We start from the raw sequence: 21,833 nt of genomic DNA, 5'->3' as shown, positions 1-21,833 counted from the left end.
TTGACTTGGCACAAGGATTGCGCAGCCGAGGCTGCCTGGCTTACTTTTGCAGGCTGACGGAGCTTGCCTTCGGCGCGCGGCGTCCCATCAGGAACAGCACGGCTTTCTTCAGCATGCGGTAGACGAAGCGCACCATCAGCAAGGTCAGCACGCATTCGAGCAAGGTCAATATCATGGCCACGGCCACGGGCATGCGCGCGGCGCGGCGGTGGAACTTGGCCACGGCGGCATCGCGCGCGATCTCGATGCTGTCATAGAAGGTCGGCACCACCAGCAGGGTCAGGATGGTCGAGGTGATGGTGCCGCCGATGATGGCGATCGCCAGGGGACGGTAGAACTCGCCACCCTCGCCCAGGCCCAGCGCCACGGGGAACATGCCGGCGATCAGGGCAAACGTGGTCATCAGGATGGGGCGCAGACGCATGCGGCCCGCATACATCAGCGCGTCTTCGCGGCCATGTCCCTCTTCCTCGCGCTTGCGCGCCGCGTCGAGCAGCAGGATGGCGTTCTTGGCGACCAGGCCCATCAACATGATGATGCCGATAAAGCTCATCAGGTTGAGGGTGTTCTCGGTGATCACCAGCGCCACCACCACGCCGATCAGGCTCAGCGGCAACGACATCATCACGGCCACGGGCGCCGTGAAGGAACCAAACTGCATCACCAGGATCAAATACATCAGGCCGATACCCATCACCAGCGCGATCAGCATTTCCGTGAACAGCTCTTGCTGGTCCTGGCCGGCACCGCCCAGCGCCAGGCCGTAGCCGGGCGGGAAATCGATGGAGTTGGCCAGCTTCATGGCATCGGTGGTCACTTCGCCGTTCGAGCGGCCCTGCGCATTGGCCGACACGGTGATCGTGCGCTTGCCATTCTTGTGCTCGATGCCGGAGGGTCCCTTGCCCATGGTGATATTGGCGATCTGGTCCAGCGGCACCATTTGCGACGTGCCCGTCACGCTGATCGGCAGGCGCTCGATGTTCTCGGACGCCACGCGGTCGTCGGGATGCAGGCGCACGGCCACGTCGCGCGTTTCGCCCGTCGGATCGACCCAGTCGCCCACTTCCACGCCGGCAAAGGCCACGCGCAACGATTGCGCCGCATCATTGACGGAAATGCCCATCGAGTTGGCCAGGCCACGGTTGAGCTCAATCTGCAGCTCGTTCTTCGGATCCTGCTCGGACAGGCCCACGTCGACGGCGCCGGGAATGGCGCGCAGCTTGTCCATGTAGGCGTTGGTAATTTCCATGAGCTTGCGCGAATCCGGGCCCGTGAATTCCACCTGGATCGGCTTTTGCGCGCCGTTGCTCAAGTCGTCGAGCACCACGTATTCGGCGCCCACCAGGCGCGACATCTTCTCGCGCAGTTCGGTGGCGATTTCCTTGGCCGAGCGCTTGCGCGTGTTGCGCTTGCCGATGTCGACATACACGCGGCCACCGCCCGCATTGATGGAGCTGTTGGTGTCCTTGGTTTCAGGCAAGGTGCGCGCCAGCACGGCCGCCGCTTCCAGTTTCAAACGCGAATACTCGATGCTGCTCGACGACGGCGTGCGCACATTGATCATCAGATTGCCTGAATCCGATGCCGGCAGGAAGCTCGTGCCGCCGTGCGTGGCGTGCAGGGCGATGGCGCCCACCAGGCTGCCGAAAGCGATCACGGCCATCCAGCGGCGGTGATGCAGGGCCCAGGCGATGACCCTGCCGTAGCGGTCGGCCTGGTGGTCGAACCAGTGGTTGAATTTCTCCAGCACGCGGCCGATGCCCTTTTTCGGCGCCGCATGCTCCTCCACCGGGTCGCCCCAGTAGGCCGACAGCATGGGGTCGAGCGTAAACGAGATGCCCAGGCTGACGAGCACCGAGCACGTCACGGTGAGAGCGAACGGACGGAACCATTCACCGGAGATCCCCGGCATGAAGGCCACGGGAATGAACACGGCGATGATGGAAAACGTCGTCGCCGCCACGGCCATGCCGATCTCGGCCGTGCCTTCCAGCGCCGCCGTGCGGCGGTCCTTGCCCATCTGCATGTGGCGCACGATGTTTTCGCGCACCACGATGGCGTCATCGATCAGCACGCCGATGGCCAGCGACAGGCCCAGCAAGGTCATGAAGTTCAGGGTGAAGCCGCACAGCCATACGGCGATGAAGGCGGCGATCACGGACGTGGGCAGGCTCAGCGCCGTGATCAGGGTCGAACGCCACGAGTTCAGGAAGGCATACACGACGAAGATCGTCAGCACGGCGCCCAGCACCAGCGATTCGATGACGTTGTTCAGGCTATGCTGGGCATTTTCGCCCCCGTCGCGCGTCACTTGCAGGATCGTGCCTTTTGGCAAAGTCTTGTTGATCTCCGCCACCATGTCGCGGATCTTGTTGGCCACGCTGACGGTGGACGCGTCGCGCACGCGGGTGATCGAAATGCCCACGTTCGGCTTGCCGCTGCGCACGCTCAAGCTGTTGACTTCGGCAAAGCCATCCTCGATGGTCGCCACTTGCGCCAGGCGCACGATTTCCTCGCCGCGGCGCTTGATCACCACTTGCTCGAAGTCCGATGGCGATTCGATGCGGCCCACCAGGCGGATGCTTTTCTCGTCCAGGATGCCGCGCACCTTGCCCACCGGCGCATTGGTGTTCTGGTTGCGCAAGGCGGTGACGACGTCGCTGACGGACACGTTGTATTCGCGCAGCTTTTCCGCGCGCAGCAGCACGGACAGCTCGCGCTTCAGCGAGCCGCCCACGTTCACCAGCGCCACGCCATCGACGGCGCGGAAGCGGTCCGACAGCACGTCTTCGGCCAGGCGCGAGATTTCCGCATGGCTTTGCACGCTCGACGACAGGGCCAGCTGCATGATCGGCTCGGCGCCCGGATCGATGCGCTGCAGGATCGGTTCGCGCATTTCCAGCGGCAGCTTGTAGCGCACGGCGGCGATGGCGTTGCGGATATCGTCGGACGCTTCGATCAGATTCGTCTTGAAGGAAAACTTCAGGAAGATGCTGGCCGAGCCTTCGTTCGAATCGCTGTTGATTTCCGTTACGCCGGAAATGCTCTGCAAGGATTTTTCCAGGCGGTTGACCACTTCGCGCTCGACCGTGTCGGGCGAGGCGCCAGGGTAGGGAATGCTGACGACGATGAACGGTACTTCGACGTCGGGATTCTGGTTGACGCGCAGTTTCTTGAGCGCCAGCAAGCCGACGCACATCATCGCCAGGATCAGGACGATGGTGGCCGTGGGCCGCTTGATACTGAAATCGGACAGGAACATGGCTTAGTTTCCTTTACCGGCAACGGCGGTGCTGCTGCTGGCGACGGCTGCGGCCGGCACGGCCTTGGCCGCCGTCAGCTCCACTTTCTGGCCATCCTTGAAGGTCGAGCCCGGCGTGCGCAGCACGGTGTCGCCACTGGCCAGGCCGCTTTGCACTTCCCACTGGCCCGTGCGCACGTCGCGCGCGCCGATGCGCAAGGTGGCTTTATGCAGGGCCTTGTCCTTGACTTTCCACGTGTACGTCACGTCGCCAGCCTTCACCAGGGCCGAGTCGGGGATCATCAGCGCGCTGATGGTTTCCGTCTCGATGCGCCCTTCCGCATACAGGCCGGCCACGCGCGGCTGTTGCTTGTCGTTGAAATCGACGAGCACGGCCACCTGGCGCGTGACGGCGTTGGCGGCCGGATCGACGCGGCGCACCTTGCCCGCGAAATCCTGTCCCGGATAGCCATTGATGCGGAACAGCACGGGCTGGCCCACCTTGACGACGCCGATCTTGTCGGCCGACACCAGGCCCTCCAGACGCATGCTGGTCGGGTCGATGACCTTGATCAATTCCTTGCCGATCTGCGCCGTATCGCCATTCGATACCTTGCGCTCGCTGACGATGCCATCGAACGGCGCGCGCACGAGCGTGCGCTGCAACTGCTGGCGCGCCTGGGCGGCACGGCTCTTCGCGGCCGACAGGTCGCTCTGCGCATTGTTGCGGCGGATTTCCGCGTCTTCCAGCGCCTGCGTCGAGGTCATGCCCGAGGCGCGCAGGGTTTTCATGCGCTGGAACATGCGTTCCGACTGTTCCAGCACCTGGCCCGAGGCGCGGCTGGCTTCCTCGGCCGAATTGAGGCTGTCGCGGATGGCCGTCTCATCCAGGCGCACCAGCACGTCGCCGCGCTTCACGGCTTCGCCATTTTCCTTCATGACCTGGATCACCACGGCCGAGACTTCGGCGCGCAAGTCCGCATTGCGCTCGGGCTGCACCGAGCCGGTGATGACGGGACCCGACGCCAGCGCATTGCTCTGAATGGTCAGCACGTCTTCCGGGGATACCAGCAAATTGACGGCGGCGCTGGCCTTCTCGTCCTTGCCGCCGCCCTTGCCAGGATCTTTGGACTCTTTGCCACAAGCGGCCAAGGCAGAAGCGATTGCCAGAACGAACAGGGTTTTGCGCAACATGGGTAATTCTCCGGATAGATAGCACCGCCACCAGCCCGGCCACCCGGATAGGGCAGTCAGGCAATAGCAGGTAATTATTTTTATTAAAACCACAAGCGCCAAAGTATCCATGAGCGCCTCTGGCCATGTCAATCGGCGGTTTCCTGTAATGCTTTAATCGGTGGATGAAACGTAGTTTTTCCGCCCTGAAACGCAAAACCCCGCCTTCCGGCGGGGTTTTGCGTTTCAGCAAGAATGAAACTTAACGGCCAAACACATAGTTGACCAGGAAACCGATCGCCACGCCCGTGCACAGGCCGCCGGCGATTTCCACCAGGGTATGGCCCATGCGCTCGCGCAAGGTCTTGTGCGCGGCGCTGGACGCTTCCCCGGCCAGGCGGTTGATGGCGGCGGCCTGCTTACCCACGTGCTGGCGCAGGCTGTTGGCGTCGATGATGACGATGAAGGCCAGGGTCACGGCCACGCCGAAGGCGGGATGGCCGATGCCTTCGCGCAAGGCGATCAGGGTCGCCATGCTGGAAACGACGGCGCTATGGTTGCTGGGAAAGCCGCCATTGCCGACCAGGCCAAATGCCCATTGGCGCGTGCGGGCGCTGTTGATCAGGAATTTGATCGGTCCGACCAGGATCCAGGTGATCAGGGGCGTGACGAGGTAAGCGATATCCACGGGGTATTCCTTCTTATAGGTAGAGTGTGTGTCAGGGGCTGCGGCAGCCGAACTGGCGCGCCGCAATTATCGCAGATCGGCCGCGCCAGCAGAACTGTCCCTCAGCGCCGTATAAAACGCCGTCCCCGGCGGCAAGTAATATAAAATCATGGCATATACAACAATTGACGTATATCAACACTGGATGCGGCGCCAAGCGCCGCGCCGATAGTCAAACGTCTTTCCACACAACGGGGTATCCATGCGGCATTTCAGAATTTCTTTCTTCGTTACCTTCATCCTCATGGCGGTGTCCGGCTGGTGGGGTTACAGCCATGGCGGCACGGCGGGCATGATCCAGGCGCTGTGGATCACGGGCGTGCTGGGCATCATGGAAGTCTCGCTGTCGTTCGACAATGCCGTCGTCAACGCCTCGGTCTTGCGCCACTGGAATGAATTCTGGCAAAAACTGTTTTTGACGGTGGGTATCCTCGTGGCCGTGTTCGGCATGCGCCTGCTGTTCCCGCTGGTCATCGTTTCCGTGGCCACGGGCCTGGGCCTGGTCGATGTGTGGACCATGGCCACCACCACGCCCGACGTGTACGCCAAGCACCTGACGGACAACCACGCGCAAGTGGCGGCCTTCGGCGGCGCCTTTTTGCTGCTGGTGTTCCTGAACTTCCTGTTCGACGATGAGAAGGAATTGCACTGGCTGGGCTGGGCCGAGGAAAAAGTCAACGCGCTGGGCACCGAAAGCCTGGCCGTGCTGATCACCATGGGCGCCGTGGCCGCCTGCGTGGCCATGGGCCCTGCGGAAGCCAAATACAGCGTGCTGGCGTCGGGCATCGTCGGCATCGCCGTCTACATCGGCGTGAACTGGATCAGCGGCTTGCTGGAAGAAGGCGAACCGGACCTGCAAGGCGATGACGACGATGCGGCGCCGGCGAAAAGCGGCAATGGCGACCTGGTGAAAACCGTGGCGCGCGGCAGCATCGGCGGGTTCTTGTACCTGGAAGTGCTGGATGCCTCGTTCAGCTTTGACGGCGTGATCGGCGCCTTTGCCATCACCAACGACGTCGTCATCATCATGCTGGGCCTGGCCATCGGCGCCATGTTCGTGCGCTCGATGACGGTGTTCCTGGTGCACAAGGGCACCCTGGACGAGTTCGTCTACCTCGAGCACGGCGCCCATTATGCGATCGGCATCCTGGCCTTGATCATGCTGGGTTCCGTCAAGTACCATATTCCAGAGTGGTTCACGGGCCTGTCGGGCGTGGCCTTCATCCTGGTCTCGCTGTGGTCATCCTTGCGTTATCGCAAGCGGCACGCGGCACAAGCTTGAAATCGGGGGTTCCGCCCCCAATTGAGAGAGTGATGGCACGAGCGCCTTGCGCTCATCCCATGAAGGCATGATTAAGTTTAATTATTTAAGGAGCACCACATGGCAATCAGTTTGCAAAAAGGCGGCAACGTCAACCTGAGCAAGGAAGCACCGAACCTGAAGAAGATCATCGTCGGCCTCGGCTGGGATCCTCGTTCGACCGACGGCGCCACCTTCGACCTTGACGGCAGCGCCTTCCTCCTGAAAAGCGACGGCAAAGTCCGTGGCGACTCTGACTTCATCTTCTACAACAACCTGAAGTCGACCGACGGTTCCGTCGTCCACACGGGCGATAACCAGACCGGCGAAGGCGAGGGCGACGATGAGCGCATCGAAATCGACCTGACCCGTGTGCCGGCCGACATCGACCGCATCAGCATCACCGTGACCATCCACGACGCCGACGCGCGCCGCCAGAACTTCGGCATGGTCTCGAAAGCCTTCATCCGCTGCCTGAACGCGGAAGGCGAACGCGAAATCGCCCGCTACGACCTGTCCGAAGACAGCTCGACGGAAACGGCGATGATCTTTGGCGAGATCTACCGCTACAACGGCGAATGGAAGTTCAAGGCCATCGGCCAGGGCTTCAACGGCGGCCTGGGCCCCCTCGCCCGCTCCTTCGGCGTGAACGCTTAAATTCACGCCCGGTAAACCTGCCGCGCCGCGCATGCGGCGTGCCCGCGACGGTTTTCCGAGGTGAATGGTACTTTTGTCATATCATTACTGCCGCCTGCACAGTTCAGGCGGCTTTTTTTTTGGGAGATTTATCATGCCGGTATTTAGTGTCACGGGCGACGTCGATCCTTTCCTCCACGTCAGCATGAAACAGGGCGAAACCATCTATTGCGAATCCGATGCGATGGTGATGATGGAAACGGCGCTCGATTTGAAGGGCAAGATGACAGGCGGCCTGGGCAGCGCCATCATGCGCCGTTTCGCGAATGGCGAATCGTTCTTCCAGCAGCACATCGAAGCGGTGCGCGGCAGCGGCGATTGCCTGCTCTCGCCCACCCTGCCGGGCGCCATCGAAGTGGTCGACGTGGGCGCGCGCCAGTACCTGCTCAACGACGGCGCCTTTGTCGCCGCCACTTCGGGCACGGAAATGAAGGTGCGCACGCAAAGCATCGGCAACGCGCTGTTCGCCCAGTCGGGCGGCTTCTTCGTCATGGAGACGGCCGGCACGGGGCAAGTGGTGGTGTCGGGCTTCGGCTCCATGTTCCAGCTCGACGTCGAGCCGGGCAAGGACGTCGTGATCGACAATTCCCACGTGGTGTGCTGGGACAATAGCCTGAAATACGAGATTTCCGTGACCACGGGCGGCGGCGCGGGCGGCGGCGGCGGTATCGGCGGCTTCCTCGGCAATATCGTCAACAGCGTGACCAGCGGCGAAGGCATCGTGCTGCGCTTTTCCGGCTCGGGCAAGGTCTTCATCTGCTCGCGCAACCGCGACGCGTTCTTAAAATGGACGGCCAGCGGCAAGGCTGGCTAGAGGCACCTGACCAAACCTACTACGCGTCGGCATAGGCGGCCTGCGATGCTCACCGTACTTTAGTACGGTTGCGCTTCTCGGCCACCTCTTCCTTCCGCTCGCTACGGTTTTGTCAGGCGCTGTCAGTTTTTTGTTCAAAAAACTTCTAAGGCCAGGTTAAGTCTGCCTGGCTAGAATCCCCGCGCGCGCACCTGCGCGCGGCTTCCCCTTTCTTTACCCGGTCCCCGTACATGCAAAGAGTCTGGTTCAACAAAACATTTTCCTCCGTCGGCACGGCCATGCGCCTGATCCGCGAAGCCGACAGCGCCGCCACGGGCGGTGCGCCCCGCTACCACATCGTGTGCAGCAATACGAACGCGCATGCGGCCGCCTTTTTGTCGGCGCATGACTATGCGGTTGAACCGGCGGGGCTGACGGGCCTCAATTATGTGGAATGGTGCCTGGAATTTTGCCGCGACCGCGAGATCACGATTTTCTGGCCCGGCAAGGAAGCGGGCCTGATCGGCAGCGCCAGCGCGCGCTTCGCCGCCATCGGCACGCGCGTGCTCAGCGTGGCCAGCGAAGATACCCTGGCCCTGATGCACGACAAGGCGCGCTTTTGCGACGGCCTCGACCTGCCCATGGCGCGTCCGGCCGACTACCGCGCCGTCACCACCATCGCAGAATACGACGCCGCCTACGCCGAACTGCGCCCACTGCACCGCAAGCTGTGCATCAAGCCATCCGAGTCCGTGTATGGCCTGGGCTTTGCCGTACTCGATGAAGAGCGTTCCAGCGCGCAACTGCTGCTGGCCGGCGCCGCCTACCAGGTCAATGCGCAGGAGCTGCGCAGCGGCCTGGCGCAGATGGGGACATTTAAAACCCTGCTGCTGATGGAATACCTCGATGGCCACGAATACAGCGCCGACTGCGTGGCCGACCAGGGCACGCTCATGTGTGCCGTGCCGCGCAAGAAGCTGCACGCGGGCGGCAGCGGGCAATTGATCGAACTGCGCGCCGACTTGCTGGCCGCCTGCGACAAGCTGGCGCGCGACTACCGCTTGAATGGCGTCTTCAACATCCAGTTCCGCGAAGGCGCGAACGGCCTGGCGCTGCTGGAAATCAATCCGCGCATGTCGGGCGGCATCGGCATGGCCTGCGCGGCCGGCCCCAACCTGCCTTACCTGGCGCTGGCCGGCTTCGACCAGGGCTACGACAAGCTCAGCGTGCCCGCCATCCGCGAGGGCATGCGCGTGGCGGAAGCCGCCTACGCCGTGGAGCTGCCATGAACCTCGTCAAGCAGCAGATGCCCACGGGCGAACTGACCCTGAAGGTGGACGAGGCGCGCTTCCCGCTGGACTGGCTGATCGGCTTTGCCGCGCGCGCCAACGCCAAGCGCGGCTTTTTGTTCCTGTCCAAGGTGCTGGGCAAGCATTGGCCCGTCACGCCGCGCGCCATGGAAGCCATCCACGACGACCTGGCCGCGCAGATTCCCCCCAGCCTGCCCGGCCCCGTCGTCTTCATCGCCATGGCGGAAACGGCCGTCGGCCTGGGCCAGGGCGTGTTCGAAGCCTGGCTGCGCGCCAACCCGAATGGACAAGCGCTGTTCCTGCACAGTTCGCGCTACCGCGTCGGCAGCGTGCCCTTCTTCGAATTCGAGGAATCGCACAGCCACGCGCCGCGCCAGTTTTTGCATTTGTCGGACGCGGCCAGCGCCCTGTTTTCCACGGCCCGCAGCCTGGTGCTGATCGACGATGAAGCATCGACCGGCAACACCTTCGGCAACCTGGTGCAAGTGTGCCGCGCGCGCTATCCGCAGCTGGAAAAGCTGCACCTGGGCGTCATCACCAATTTCATGGGCCAGGCCGCCAACGGGGGCCTGAGTGAGCGTTTCGGCCTGCCCACGACCATCGGCGCGGCGCTCTCCGGCCACTACGCCTTCCAGGCCGGCGCCGCGCCCGCTCCAGTGGCGGCCAGCGCGCAGCGTTTCGAGGCGAACGAGGAACGGGGCGCCAGTCCCGCCTTCGGGCGCATCGGCGTAGGCCGCGCATTGAGCCCGCCGCAAGGGCTGGCGGTGCAGCTGGCGCAGGAAATCGGCGCCGGCGACTCCGTGCTGGTGCTGGGCACGGGCGAATTCATGCACCCCTCGTTCCTGCTGGCGCGCGAACTGGAAAACCTGGGCAAGAACGTCGTGGTGCAATCGACCACGCGCTCGCCTATCCTGTCGTGGGGCGCCGTCGGCCATATCGTCCGCTGCGACGACAATTACGGCGAAGGCATCGCCAACTACCTGTACAACGTGGCGCCTGGCCAGTACCAGCACGTCTTCATCTGCCATGAAACCCCGGCCAGCCCGGCCCTCATGCAACTCGCCGGCCAGTTGAACGGCCGCCTGTTCCACTTTCAGTCAGAGACCAAAATTGAAGAAATTCCTGTTTGTTGATCTGGACGACACACTGTTCCAGACCCCGAAAAAATGCCCTGGCGAGACCGATCTGCAAGCGGCCGCCTATTTGAAAAATGGCGACGCCTGTTCGTTTACGACGGCGCGCCAGCGCGCCTTCTTTGAATTCGCCCAAAGCGGCATGACCCTGATCCCCGCCACGGCGAGGAATGGCGACGCGTTTCGCAGAGTCGACCTGCCGTTTACCAGCTACAGCGTGCTCGATTACGGCGGCATCGTGCTGCAGCCGGGCGGCGCGCTCGACGCGGGCTGGCTGGCCCTGATGCAGGACGACATGCAGACGGCCCTGCCCGGCCTGCGCGACGCCATGCGCATCATCGACGATTTCCAGGCCAAGGCCGGCATGCCTTCGCGCGCGCGCCTGATCGAAGACTACAACACGCCGTTCTACATCGTCGTCAAGGACCATGAAGCGCGCGGCGAGCGCCTGGCCGACATCGAGGAACAGGTGCTGCGCGAATGGATCGCCGGCGAAGGCGCCGACTACTTCATCCACCGCAACGGCAACAACCTGGCCGTGCTGCCCAAGACCTTGAACAAGGCGCGCGCCGTCGCCTACCTGCGCGCGGAGCTGGAAGCCGAACATGGCCCCATCCTCAGTTTCGGCATGGGCGACAGCCGCTCGGACGCGCGCTTCATGGCCGCCTGCGACTACGCCATCATCCCCAACGGCACCCAGCTGGCGGCCCTCACGGTGGCGGCGCTATGAGCGAAGCCACGCAGCATTTCAGCGGCAGCTACCGCCAGGAAGACGTGGAGTTTCTGCTCACGCCGATGGCGCTCGAACCCATCCTCGACCTGGCTGAAAAAGAGCGATTGATCCAGTCGGGCCAGCGCCACTACAGCGAGATGCTGTCGCCCGAGTCCCTGCCCTCGCCCGCCTACCTGGCGCTGTTCCAGAGCGCGTTCGCGGCCAACCGCCTGCAGATGGCGCGTGACTGCCTACGCCTGGCCGCCCTGATCGCGGCGCGCCGCACGGGCCCCATCACGCTGGTGTCGCTGGCGCGGGCCGGCACGCCCGTGGGCGTCATCCTGGGCCACCTGCTGCGCCAGGTGTTCCAGCGCGAGTGCAGCCATTATTCCGTCTCCATCATCCGCGACCGCGGCATCGACGCGAATGCCTTGAAACACATCCTGGCGCAGGGCCATGCAGCTGAATCCCTCGTCTTCGTCGACGGCTGGACGGGCAAGGGCGTGATTTCGCGCGAACTGCGCCAGACGGTCCACGATTTCAACGCGGCCAATGGCACGGTCATCGACGGCGGCCTGTTCGTCCTGTCCGACCTGGCCGGCACGGCCGCCTGCGCCGCCTCGTCGGGCGACTACCTGATCCCGTCGAGCATCTTGAACGCCACCGTCTCGGGCCTGGTCAGCCGCTCCGTATTGAATGATGCCATCGGCCCGGACGACTTCCATGGCTGCGTGTATTACGCGCAGTTCGAGCAGCACGACCAGTCGCGCGCTTTCGCCGACGGCCTGGTGGCCGACGCCATGGCGATCGCCGCCAGCAGCGGCATCCCGCTGGCCGAGGCGAGCGATGCGCCGGCCATGGCGGCCCGCTCGCAAGCCTACATGGCGCAAGCGCGGCAGCAGTACGGCATCAGCGACATCAACCTGATCAAGCCAGGCATCGGCGAAGCGACGCGCGTGCTGCTGCGCCGCGTGCCCGAGCGCCTGATCGTGCGCGACACGAATGCCCCGGACGTGGCACATTTGCTGCTTCTGGCGCAGGAAAAAGCCATACCCGTCACCGTAGAACCGGCGCTGCCTTACCAGGCGGTCGCCCTTATCAGGAGCGCAGTCGATGGATAACAACTCCCTACATCCACAAAGTGAACACAAGGCGGCGCTGGGCGCCTCCATGTATGTGCCGACCACGCACAAGGATCTGCTGGCGATCGCCAACGGCGACAAATTCAGCCATCTGCGCTCGGTCATCCTGTGCACCGAAGACGCCATCGCCGAACGCGACCTCAGTTATGCGCTGTTCAATCTGTCGCTGGCGCTGCAAAACATGGCCGCCGAATCGGATACCCTGCGCTTCGTGCGCGTGCGCAATCTCGACGTGCTGGCCCGCGTGCTGGGCATGCCCGGCGCCGACAAATTGAGCGGCTTCGTGCTGCCGAAATCCACGCGCCACAACTTCGCCGCGTATTTCGAGCTGGTGCGCCACACGCATCACTTGCTGATGCCGACGCTGGAAACGGCGGAAGTGTTCGACGACGAGGAAATGAAGCAGTTCCGCATCGTGCTGTCGGCGCCCGAGGTGCGGCGCCGCATCCTGGCCTTGCGCATCGGCGGCAACGATTTATTGGCCCTGCTGGGCCTGCGCCGCCCTACCAGCGGCACGATTTATTCAACGCCGCTGGGCCAGGTCATCGGCCGCCTGGTGACGATCTTCAAGCCGCACGGTTTCCAGCTGACGGCGCCCGTCTTCGAGCACCTGTCGCAAGGCGCCTGGCTCGATGCGGAAGTGGCGCAGGACATGGCGCACGGCATGATCGCCAAGACGGCCATCCACCCGGACCAGGTGCCGCAGATCGAGCGCCACTACCAGGTGGCGCAGTCGGACATCGAACTGGCGCTGCGCATCATCGACCCGGACAGCCCGGCCGTGTTCCGCATGCAGGAATCGATGTGCGAAGTGGCCACGCATAGCAGCTGGGCCCTGCGCATCATCGAGCAGGCGCGCCTGTTCGGCATCCGCCATGCGGCCGACGCGGCGCCGCCGCACCTGGCCACTACCTCATTGACTCAACTCTCAAGCGACGAAGGGATTGCACGACCATGACCAATTTCACACGCGGACAAAAAGGCAAACTGGCTGACCTGGGCTTGAATGGTCCGTTTGCCGTCACGCTCGATATCGTTTCGGGCTCGATGGAAGTGGACGTCAGCTGCTTCGGCGTCGATGCGGCCGGCAAGCTGTCGGACGACCGCTACATGGTGTTCTACAACCAGAAAAGCGCGCCGGACAACGCCGTCACGGTGGAGCTGAACGGCCCCCGTTCCACCTTCCAGGTGGACCTGGCGCGCCTGCCCGCCTCGATCGACAAGCTGGTGTTTACGGCGGCGACGGAACAGGGCAGCATGCGCGCGCTGGGCAACTCCAGCCTGACGCTGGGCCAGGCCGCCACCTTTGCCTTCACGGGCAATGACTTCCAGGACGAGAAAGCCGTCATCATCGGCGAACTGTATCGCCGCGACGGCAGCTGGCGCTTCGGCGCCGTGGGCCAGGGGTTCGCCGGCGGCCTGGCGGCGCTGCTCAAGCACTTCGGCGGCAGCGAGGCGGCGCAATCTGCCCCGGCGCCGTCTCCGGCACCGAGTCCCGTGCCCACGCCAGCGGCGCCGCCGGCGAACAAAATCTCGCTGTCGAAAATTCGCCTGGAAAAGCGCGGCGACAAGATCTCGCTCGACAAGCGCGACAGCGGCGGCTATGGCCGCATCCGCGTCAACCTGAACTGGAACCAGAACGCGTCGCAAGGCCAGGCGCCCGCCTCGAAGCTGGACACGGGCTTCCTCGGCAAATTGTTCAACAAGCCGGCCAGCCGTGCGGGCGGCATCGACCTCGATATCGGCTGCCTGTTCGAGATGAGCAATGGCGCCAAGAGCGCCGTGCAGGCGCTGGGCAACAGCTGGGGCGCGTATGACAGGCCACCGTACATCCACCTGGAAGGCGACGACCGCACGGGCAGCGTCAGCAGCGGCGAAAATATCTTCATCAACGGCACCCATTTCGACCAGATCAAGCGCGTGCTCGTGTACGCCTTCATCTACGAGGGCGTGCCGAACTGGGCCGCCACGGATGGCGTCGTGACGATCGAAATTCCCGGCCAGCCCACCGTCGAAGTGCGCCTCGACAGCGACAGCCAGCACGCCATGTGCGCCATCGCCATGCTGGAAAACCACGGCGGCAACCTGCAGGTGACAAAATTGGTGGAATACTTCGGCGGCCAAGGTAAAATCACGGCGCACCAGGCCATGGACGAGCGATACAGCTTTGGCCTGAACTGGAAAGCCGGACGGAAAGACTAACTCTTTCTCCAACTAAACAATTCACCCCTTAACATGACCCCTACGACCAAAAAAGTCACCTTCGCCTTCGTCATCTTCCTCGTGGCCGGCTTCCTGCTGCTGGCGGCCTACACGTGGATGGCCCTCAGCTTCTCGTACTCGGAAGGCGAACGGGCGGGCTACCTGCAAAAGTTCTCCAAGCGGGGCTGGATTTGCAAGACCTGGGAAGGTGAATTGCTGCTGACGGCGCTGCCGGGCACCATCCCGGAGAAATTCCAGTTCAGCGTGCGCGACGAGGAAGTGGCGAAGCAGCTGACGGCCGCCGCCGGCAAGCGCATCCTCGTCACCTACAGCCAGCACAAGGGCGTGCCGACGCAATGCTTCGGCGAGACGGAATACTATGCCGACAAGGTCGTGTTGAGCCAATAATCACCAGCATCTGCCAGCAGTACCGCGCCGGCCGGCCATTCCAGCCGGCGCGCTCCTCCCCTGCCGTTTCCTCCCCGTCGCTTGCCCCTCCCGTAATAAATTTCTAGCAAGAATTGTTACGCGCCTCACACATTCTCACTTTCTTATACACTGCAGAGTGTATTTCTGAATGAAATAATTTACGAATGTAAGCAATGTGCCGGATTCCTGCCTGATCGCATGACGCCCAGCCCACTTTCCGCGTGCCTCACCTCCATTGGGAAACACCATGCGCCTACGCCTCCCCCTCCTGGCCCTGCTGGCCGCCATCGCTCCCCTGTCCGCCCAGGCGCAGGATCTGTCCGGCATGGCCGGCGCCCTGAAAGTCAACTCGACCAATGAGCGCACCTTTGTCGCCGCCATCAGCTACACGCAGCCGGTCGGCACTTACAACGCCGTCAGCCTGTCGTACATCAATGAAGGCCACCCGGAAAACCACCACCGCGACGGCATGGGCGGCCAGTTCTGGCTGCGCACGCAAAACGTGGAGCGGGGCCTGATGCTGGGCGCCGGCGCGGGCCGCTATTTTTTCTTCGACACGGCCAAGACGGACCTGGCGCCGCACAATTTTGACAATGACCACGGCTGGGGCTCCATCGTCAGCCTGCAGGCGCGCTGGCAGTTCGACAACCGCTGGTATGCGCAAGCGCAGATCAACCGCATCAAGCCCGACGGCAAGGACAACACCACGCATTTCCTGCTCGGTGCCGGCTACCGCTATGACGGCATACCGGGCGCCAAGCTGCATCTGCAGAACTGGGCGCACGACGATACGCTCACCGTCTCGACGGGCCACACCATCGTCAACAGCTTCCGCTCGGAGACATCGACGCCCCTGACCCTGGAATACCGCCGGGCCATCGGCAAATACGTGGACTGGACGGTGACGGGCCTGAATGAAGGCAGCACCGACATCACGCGCCGGCGCGGCGTGGCCAGCCAGCTATGGCTGATCCGCTCGCTCACGGAAAAAGTGGAATTCGGCATGGGCCTGGGGCCCTACCTGGCCTTCGACCCGGAAAACAATGAAGAACCCCGCGCGCGCATGGCCGGCCTGCTGTCGGCCGTGGCCCGCTACCACGTCAACCGCCGCTGGGTGGCGCAAGTGGCGTGGAACCGGGTCATCACGGATTACCACCGCGATGCGGATGTGATTTTGGTGGGGGTGGGCAGGAAGTTTTGATCGGCATACAGGCGCAAGCCAACCCTGGGAGCGGGGTCGCGCCTTGAGGTCCGACCCCGGCTGTTATCGGGTTTTCAGGCTCTCAGCGCGAACGCCAGACGGCACCCACCGGGGCGTCATTCGGCTGCGTCAGGCGCTCGATCACTTCGCGCGTCAGGCTGGCCGAACTGACCTGCTCGGCCTTGGCGCGGGCGGCGACCAGCGAGCTGGCAAAGGCGCTGGACGGCTGTTCCAGGCTGGCGCGCAAGGCGGCCAGTTCGCTTTCCTGCTGCTGCGCGCGGGCCACGTCCAGCGCCAGCAATTGCTGCTTGGCGGCGGCCATGGCGCGCGTCGTGTCGGCGGCCTTGCGCTGCAAGGCGGCGTGGGCCTGGGCACTGGCCAGCAAGGCTTGCTGCGCTTCCAGCTTGTCGCTGGCGGCCTGCTGCGCCGCCAGTTCCAGCTGCTCGCGCTGGCGCATGGCATCGAGCGCCTGCTGCTCCATCGCGGCGCGCGCTTCGGCGGCGGCCGTCGCCTGCTTTTCCGCGTCCAGGCGGCCGGCGATGGCGTTCGATGCGCGTTCCTCGGCCGCCGTGGTCTGGCGCTGCTGCACCAGCTTTTGCGCGATCAGCGCCAGCGACTCGCGCTCGGCGGCGACGAAATCGCGCTCGGAGGCCAGCAGCGCTTCCGCTGCCTGCGCCTTGTCTTCCTCCACGCGGGCCCGCTCGCTGTGCACCTGGCCCAGTTCCACGGCCAGGCGCGCCTGCGCCTGCACGGCTTGCGCGGCCGCCGCTTTCTGTTCGCCTTCGACCAGCGCCTGATCCATCAGGATGCGGATGGCGTTGGCTTCTTTTTCAGCGGCTTCCTTCAAAGCCTGTTCGGCCGCGTGCTGGCCGCGCAGCAGTTCCGCTTGCGCCGCTTCGGCATTGATGCGTTCCTGCGCCGCGTTGAAGGCCTGCGCTTCCGCTGCGAGCTTGTCTTTCAAGGCCGCGATGGCGGCCTGTTCGGCGGCCGCGCGTTCCTGCTCCGCCTGCAGCAAGCGCGCTGCCTCATGGGCTTTTTCCTGCGCCAGTTGGGCCGCCTGTTCCTGCGCTGCCAATGTGGCCGCGCCGGCATGGACCGCTGCCTGCTCGGCGTCGTTCTGGCTGGCGGCCAGCTGCGCCGCCTGGCGTGCCTGTTCGGCGCGTTCGTGCGCCAGGCCGGCGGCGCGGCGCTGCTCGTCCAGTTCCAGCGCGGCGGCAATGGCGGCAGCCTGCTCGGCCGCTTCGCGCGCCCTGGTTTGTTCCAGGGCCGCCGTTTCCGCTTCCAGCTTGGCGTGGCCGGCGATTTCCGCATCCTGTTCGGCGCTGACGCGGGCCAGCGCCACGGCGCGCAGCTGGCGGTCCACTTCGATGCGCGCTTCCGTGGCGGCCAGGATGCGCACGTCGGCATCGCGGCGCGCCTGGGCGCTGGCCACGGCCACCATCTCCAGGCGTTCACGGTGGATCGCCGCGTCGCGCAATTCCTTTTCCGTCTGCAGGCGCAGGTGCAGCGATTGCGCCGCATGGCGTTCCGATTCCGCCTGCGCCAGGGCGATGGCTTCGCGTTCCTGCTCCAGGTGCGCCAGCGCGCGCGCTTCTTCCAGGGCGCGCACTTCGGCGGCGGCGCGGTTGAAGGCCGATTCCAGCGCGATCTGGTCGGCGCGCTCGCGCTGCACCGTCAAGTCCAGCGCCTCGCTTTCCGCTTCGGCCAGCATCTGCGCCGTCTGGCGCGCTCCGTGGGCGTGGCGCTCGCGTTCGCGGGCCAGCACGGCGACACGGGCATCGGCCGAGGCGATGCCCACCATTTCATCCTTGGCCGCCTGTACGGCGGCGACGCGCTCGACGGCCTGCAGGCGCGCCTGCTCCGTCTGCACCTGCAATTCCTCGGCGGCGCGGGCGGCCTGCTCGGCCAGTTCCGACTGCACCGCCACCTGCTCGCTGGCGCGCAGGCGGCTTTCCTGCTCGGCGCGGGCGCGCTGTTCGGCGGCCAGGCGGATTTCATTATCGGATTCCACGCGGGCGCGCAGTTCGGCCGTCTCCTGCTTGACGGCTTCCAGGCGCGCCACGCTGGCTTGCGCGGCGGCGCGCATGGTGTCGAGGCGTTCGCGGTTGGCGGCAATCGCCTCTTCGGCGGCCTGCGCATTCTGCTGCGCGGCGGCAGCGGCGGCCGCATCGATGGCGGCGCGGTCCTCGGCCAGCGAGCGCACGCGCGCCTCGGCCAATGCCCGGCTTTCGGCGGCGCAGGTGGCCTTCGCTTCCGCTTCCACGCGGGCAATCGCCTCGTGGATGGCTTTCAGTTCCATTTTCTGGCGGTCGGCGGCGGGCGCCTTGACCTCGGCTTCCGCGTCCGCCTCGGCCTGCGGCTCGGGTGCCGCGACGGGGGACGCTGGCGCCGGCGCTTCCGCCTTGCGCTCCAGGTCCTTGAAATCATGCAGCGAGACGATGCTGTCCTGGTCGAACTCGTCGTCGGCCGAATACGCGACGGTGAGGGAAGCGGCCTGGCGCTGATTTTGCTGTGCTTGCATGATTTCTCGCTTATTCGGGTGAATTCCGTTGCTTATGGGAATTTATTACCACCATTATCGAACAGGCATGCACAAATCAGCGCGGCAAGAAGAGCCGCTTTTACCGGTCTTTTCATCATTTCACCAATCAAACTGCGCTACTGCGCGTCGCGCTTCGCGGCCGGCGATGCTCACTGGGCTTCAGCCCAGTTGCGCTTCTCGGCCACAAATCACTGCCGCTCGCTACGGTTTTATTGGCAAAATATGCATTCAGATGGGCCAGAGCGGCGCTTCATCCATCAGCGCCACCTGCTCCCTGAGTTCCAGGATGCGGTCCTGCCAATAGCGCTGCGTGTTAAACCACGGGAAGGCGACGGGGAAGGCCGGGTCGTCCCAGCGGCGCGCCAGCCAGGCCGAATAATGGATCAGGCGCAGCGTGCGCAGGGCTTCGACCAGGTACAGCTGGCGCGGGTCGAAATCGCAGAAGTCCTCGTAGCCGGCCAGGATGTCGCTCATCTGGCGCACCATGTCGCCGCGCTCGCCCGACAGCATCATCCACAGGTCCTGGATGGCCGGACCCATGCGGCTGTCGTCGAAGTCGACGAAGTGCGGGCCGGCGTCCGTCCACAGCACGTTGCCGCCATGGCAGTCGCCGTGCAGGCGCAGCACGGCCACGTCGCCGGCGCGGTCGTAGCAGCGCTTCACGCCCTCGAGCGCCTGCTGCGCCACGCTGGCATACGCGGCCAGCAGCTCGGGCGGAATGAAGTCATTCGCCAGCAGGAAGTCGCGCGGCTCCACGCCGAAGGTGGCCGGATCGAGCGCCGGGCGCTCCTTGTAGGCGGACAGCGCGCCGACGGCGTGGATGCGGCCGATGAAGCGGCCTATCCATTCCAGCGTGTGCGGGTCGTCCAGTTCCGGCGCGCGGCCGCCGTGGCGGGGGAAGACGGCGAAGCGGAAACCCTGGAACCGGTGCAGGGTGCTGCCATTGATCTCCAGCGCGGGAACGACCTGGATTTCGCGCTCGACCAGCTCCGAGACGAAGGCGTGTTCTTCCAGGATGGCCGTATCGCTCCAGCGCGCGGGGCGGTAAAACTTCGCCACCAGGGGCGCGCTGTCCTCGATGCCCACCTGGTAGACCCGGTTTTCATAGCTGTTCAGGGCCAGCAGGCGGCCATCGCCGCGCAAGCCCACGCTGTCGAGCGCGTCGAGCACGCAATCGGGGCTCAGGGCGGAAAAGGGATGGACGGGCCGGTCGTCCTCGTGCGGCTGGTTTTCATTGTGCATGAGCGACATTGTAAGGCGCGCGCGCGCCGCCGGTGCAAACACTTCGGTGATGAAGCGCCGCAAGGCGTATACTGGCGCCTTACATTTCATCAAAGAGCAAGCCATGTCACTCGAACAGCCATTATCAGAAAAAGAATTTGACGAATTAGACCAATTCCTGTTGTCGGACCGGTGCTCCGAAGATGCCATGACCATGGATATGCTGCACGGCTATCTGACGGCCGTGGCCATCGGTCCGGAACCGATCATGCCGGCAGAGTGGTTGCCGCGCGTGTGGGGCGAAAATGCCGAAGATGCGCCGAAATTCAAGAACAGCAAGGAAGAAGAGCGCATCGTCAACCTGATCATGCGCTTCATGAACGAAGTGCTGGTGACGTTTGAAGTGGCGCCCAAGGAATTCGAAGCCCTGTTCGTCGAACACGACTACGAAGGCCAGACCCTGATCGACGCCGAAGCCTGGTGCTGGGGCTTCTGGGACGGCATGGAACTGCGTCCGGGCTCGTGGAACGAAATCTGGGATTCCGAAGTGGCCGCGCTGATGCAGCCGATCTACCTGCTGGGCGCCGACGAAATCAAGGAAGAAGAGCTGAAGCTGGTGGAAGACCCGGTCAAGGCGCACAAGCTGGCGCAGGAACTGGAAGCGAACCTGCCGGCCATCCACCGTTTCTGGGTCCCGCGCCGCAAGGCTCCCGTGCAAACGCTGAAGCGCGACGAGCCGAAAGTGGGCCGCAACGACGACTGCCCTTGCGGCAGCGGCAAGAAGTACAAGAAATGCTGCGGCGCCGAGCCGGCAGCCGAGTAATACCGCAGTAGCACTCCCCTGTTGCGCCGGCGTCCTGCCGGCGCAGCGCCGGCGCCCGCCCCCCGGGCTATAATCGCCGCATGAAACTCCCGGACCTGAACCTGCTCGTCGCCCTCGACATCCTGCTCGAGGAAGGCAGCGCCGTGGCCGCCGCGCGGCGCATGAACCTGAGCGCGCCGGCCATGAGCCGCACCCTGGCGCGCATCCGCGACGCCATCGGCGACCCCGTCTTCGTGCGCTCGGGACGGGGCCTGGCGCCCACCCCGCGCGCGCTGGAGCTGCGCGAGCAGGTGCGCGGCGTGGTCGAGCAGGCGCATGCCATCTTTACCTCGGGCCGTGAAATCGACTTGCGCACGCTGGAACGCACCTTCAGCCTGTGCGCCAACGACGTGTTCATCGGCGCATATGGCGGCAAGCTGCGCGACCTGCTGGCCAGCCACGCGCCGCACACGGTGCTGCGCTTCGTCCCGGAAGGCGATGGCGTGGCGAATGGCGACGCCCTGCAGGCGGGCCGCATCGACCTGTATATCAGCGCGCGGCGCGCCTTCGCGCCCGATATCAAGCTGCAGCAGCTGTTTACCAGCACCTTTGTCGGCATCGCCCGCAGCGATCACCCGATCTTCGACGGCCCCGTCAATCTCGACAGCTTTACGGAATACGAACACATCAGCGTGTCGCGCCGCGGCCTGGCGCGCGGCCCCTTCGATATCGCCCTGGCCGAGCGGGGCTACACGCGCCGGGTCTCGCTGATCAGCCCCAATTTTCAATCCGCCATCTTCGCCGTGGCCGATTCCCGGCTGCTGCTGCCGCTGATGCCCACGCCGCTGCTGCCCATCGTCGAGCGCCTGGGATTGAAACTGCGCACCTTCCAGCTGCCGATTCCCGTCGACAGCGTCGACGTGATGCAGGCCTGGCACCCGCGCCTGGACCACGACCATGCGCACCGCTGGCTGCGGCGCATGATCAAGGACTTGTGCACGGGCTCAGACCCTTGCGGGTCTGCCCCCAGCATTTGATTGGGGGAAGTTTGATTTGAACTCACCCGCCAGATGCCAAACCCAGCGACAAAGACCGGGATCAGACCCATAGGGTCCGACCCCACTCATCATTGCGCCAGACGCAATTCAGACTTCACGAATTATCAATTTTCACAAGATTAACGGCTACCTATACTGCGTGGACTGATTC

General features: G+C 64.3%; 18 protein-coding genes. 13 read left to right on the top strand and 5 right to left on the bottom strand.

All coding sequences use genetic code 11. The features are described 5' to 3' along the window. Positions 1–40: 40 nt before the first annotated feature. The 3 genes from BM193_RS27130 to BM193_RS27120 form a co-directional block, all read right to left on the bottom strand. Complete coding sequence (locus BM193_RS27130) at positions 41–3,262, bottom strand: efflux RND transporter permease subunit (protein ID WP_092804222.1); 3,222 nt, start codon at positions 3,260–3,262, stop codon at positions 41–43. Between the two features lie 3 nt (positions 3,263–3,265). Next, positions 3,266–4,435, bottom strand: a complete 1,170-nt coding sequence (locus BM193_RS27125; protein ID WP_092804219.1) for an efflux RND transporter periplasmic adaptor subunit — start codon at positions 4,433–4,435, stop codon at positions 3,266–3,268. Positions 4,436–4,676: 241 nt separating this feature from the next. Then, positions 4,677–5,102: a divergent PAP2 family protein gene (locus BM193_RS27120; protein ID WP_092804217.1), complete on the bottom strand. Its 426-nt coding sequence runs from the start codon at positions 5,100–5,102 to the stop codon at positions 4,677–4,679. 241 nt (positions 5,103–5,343) lie between these two features. On the opposite strand from BM193_RS27120, the gene BM193_RS27115 reads away from it, so the two are divergent. The 11 genes from BM193_RS27115 to BM193_RS27065 all read left to right on the top strand — a co-directional run bounded on the left by BM193_RS27115 (position 5,344) and on the right by BM193_RS27065 (position 16,059). Next, the gene (locus BM193_RS27115) at positions 5,344–6,423 is read left to right on the top strand and encodes a DUF475 domain-containing protein (protein ID WP_092804214.1); all 1,080 of its coding nucleotides are present in this window, start codon (positions 5,344–5,346) and stop codon (positions 6,421–6,423) included. A 99-nt stretch (positions 6,424–6,522) separates the two neighbouring features. Beyond that, entirely contained in the window at positions 6,523–7,098 is a 576-nt protein-coding gene (locus BM193_RS27110; protein ID WP_092804211.1) for a TerD family protein, read from the top strand. A gap of 133 nt (positions 7,099–7,231) precedes the next feature. Further along, positions 7,232–7,951: a TIGR00266 family protein gene (locus BM193_RS27105; protein WP_092804208.1), complete on the top strand. Its 720-nt coding sequence runs from the start codon at positions 7,232–7,234 to the stop codon at positions 7,949–7,951. Positions 7,952–8,181: 230 nt separating this feature from the next. Beyond that, entirely contained in the window at positions 8,182–9,219 is a 1,038-nt protein-coding gene (locus BM193_RS27100; protein ID WP_092804205.1) for an ATP-grasp domain-containing protein, read from the top strand. Continuing rightward, complete coding sequence (locus BM193_RS27095) at positions 9,216–10,373, top strand: phosphoribosyltransferase domain-containing protein (protein WP_092804202.1); 1,158 nt, start codon at positions 9,216–9,218, stop codon at positions 10,371–10,373. Before BM193_RS27100 ends, BM193_RS27095 begins: the two co-directional genes overlap by 4 nt. Next, positions 10,351–11,103: an HAD family hydrolase gene (locus BM193_RS27090; RefSeq protein ID WP_092804199.1), complete on the top strand. Its 753-nt coding sequence runs from the start codon at positions 10,351–10,353 to the stop codon at positions 11,101–11,103. Before BM193_RS27095 ends, BM193_RS27090 begins: the two co-directional genes overlap by 23 nt. Then, positions 11,100–12,206: a cysteine protease StiP family protein gene (locus tag BM193_RS27085; protein ID WP_092804196.1), complete on the top strand. Its 1,107-nt coding sequence runs from the start codon at positions 11,100–11,102 to the stop codon at positions 12,204–12,206. The genes BM193_RS27090 and BM193_RS27085 overlap by 4 nt, the downstream gene beginning before the upstream one ends. Next, a complete protein-coding gene (locus BM193_RS27080) occupies positions 12,199–13,185 on the top strand; it encodes an HpcH/HpaI aldolase/citrate lyase family protein (RefSeq protein ID WP_092804193.1) in 987 nt (328 codons plus the stop codon). The genes BM193_RS27085 and BM193_RS27080 overlap by 8 nt, the downstream gene beginning before the upstream one ends. Then, on the top strand, positions 13,182–14,429 hold the full coding sequence (locus BM193_RS27075; protein ID WP_092804190.1) for a TerD family protein: 1,248 nt from the start codon (positions 13,182–13,184) through the stop codon (positions 14,427–14,429). Before BM193_RS27080 ends, BM193_RS27075 begins: the two co-directional genes overlap by 4 nt. Positions 14,430–14,462: 33 nt before the next feature. Next, positions 14,463–14,837: a hypothetical protein gene (locus BM193_RS27070; protein WP_092804187.1), complete on the top strand. Its 375-nt coding sequence runs from the start codon at positions 14,463–14,465 to the stop codon at positions 14,835–14,837. Positions 14,838–15,105: 268 nt separating this feature from the next. Next, entirely contained in the window at positions 15,106–16,059 is a 954-nt protein-coding gene (locus BM193_RS27065; protein ID WP_092832574.1) for a hypothetical protein, read from the top strand. A gap of 82 nt (positions 16,060–16,141) precedes the next feature. Here BM193_RS27065 and BM193_RS27060 read toward each other — a convergent pair whose 3' ends face one another. Together BM193_RS27060 and BM193_RS27055 are read right to left on the bottom strand one after the other, a co-directional pair. Beyond that, on the bottom strand, positions 16,142–18,580 hold the full coding sequence (locus BM193_RS27060) for a coiled-coil domain-containing protein (RefSeq protein ID WP_092804185.1): 2,439 nt from the start codon (positions 18,578–18,580) through the stop codon (positions 16,142–16,144). A gap of 249 nt (positions 18,581–18,829) precedes the next feature. Next, complete coding sequence (locus BM193_RS27055; protein WP_092804249.1) at positions 18,830–19,843, bottom strand: serine/threonine protein kinase; 1,014 nt, start codon at positions 19,841–19,843, stop codon at positions 18,830–18,832. A gap of 103 nt (positions 19,844–19,946) precedes the next feature. On the opposite strand from BM193_RS27055, the gene BM193_RS27050 reads away from it, so the two are divergent. Both BM193_RS27050 and BM193_RS27045 read left to right on the top strand, forming a co-directional pair. Next, positions 19,947–20,645 (top strand): UPF0149 family protein, encoded by a 699-nt coding sequence (locus tag BM193_RS27050; protein ID WP_076570639.1) that lies wholly within the window; start codon positions 19,947–19,949, stop codon positions 20,643–20,645. Positions 20,646–20,725: 80 nt separating this feature from the next. Continuing rightward, positions 20,726–21,661 (top strand): LysR family transcriptional regulator, encoded by a 936-nt coding sequence (locus tag BM193_RS27045; RefSeq protein WP_092804182.1) that lies wholly within the window; start codon positions 20,726–20,728, stop codon positions 21,659–21,661. The last annotated feature ends 172 nt before the right edge of the window (positions 21,662–21,833 follow it).

This window comes from Janthinobacterium sp. 344 (assembly GCF_900112025.1).
Lineage (GTDB): Bacteria > Pseudomonadota > Gammaproteobacteria > Burkholderiales > Burkholderiaceae_D > Janthinobacterium.
This window is presented reverse-complemented; position numbering and strand designations above follow the sequence as displayed.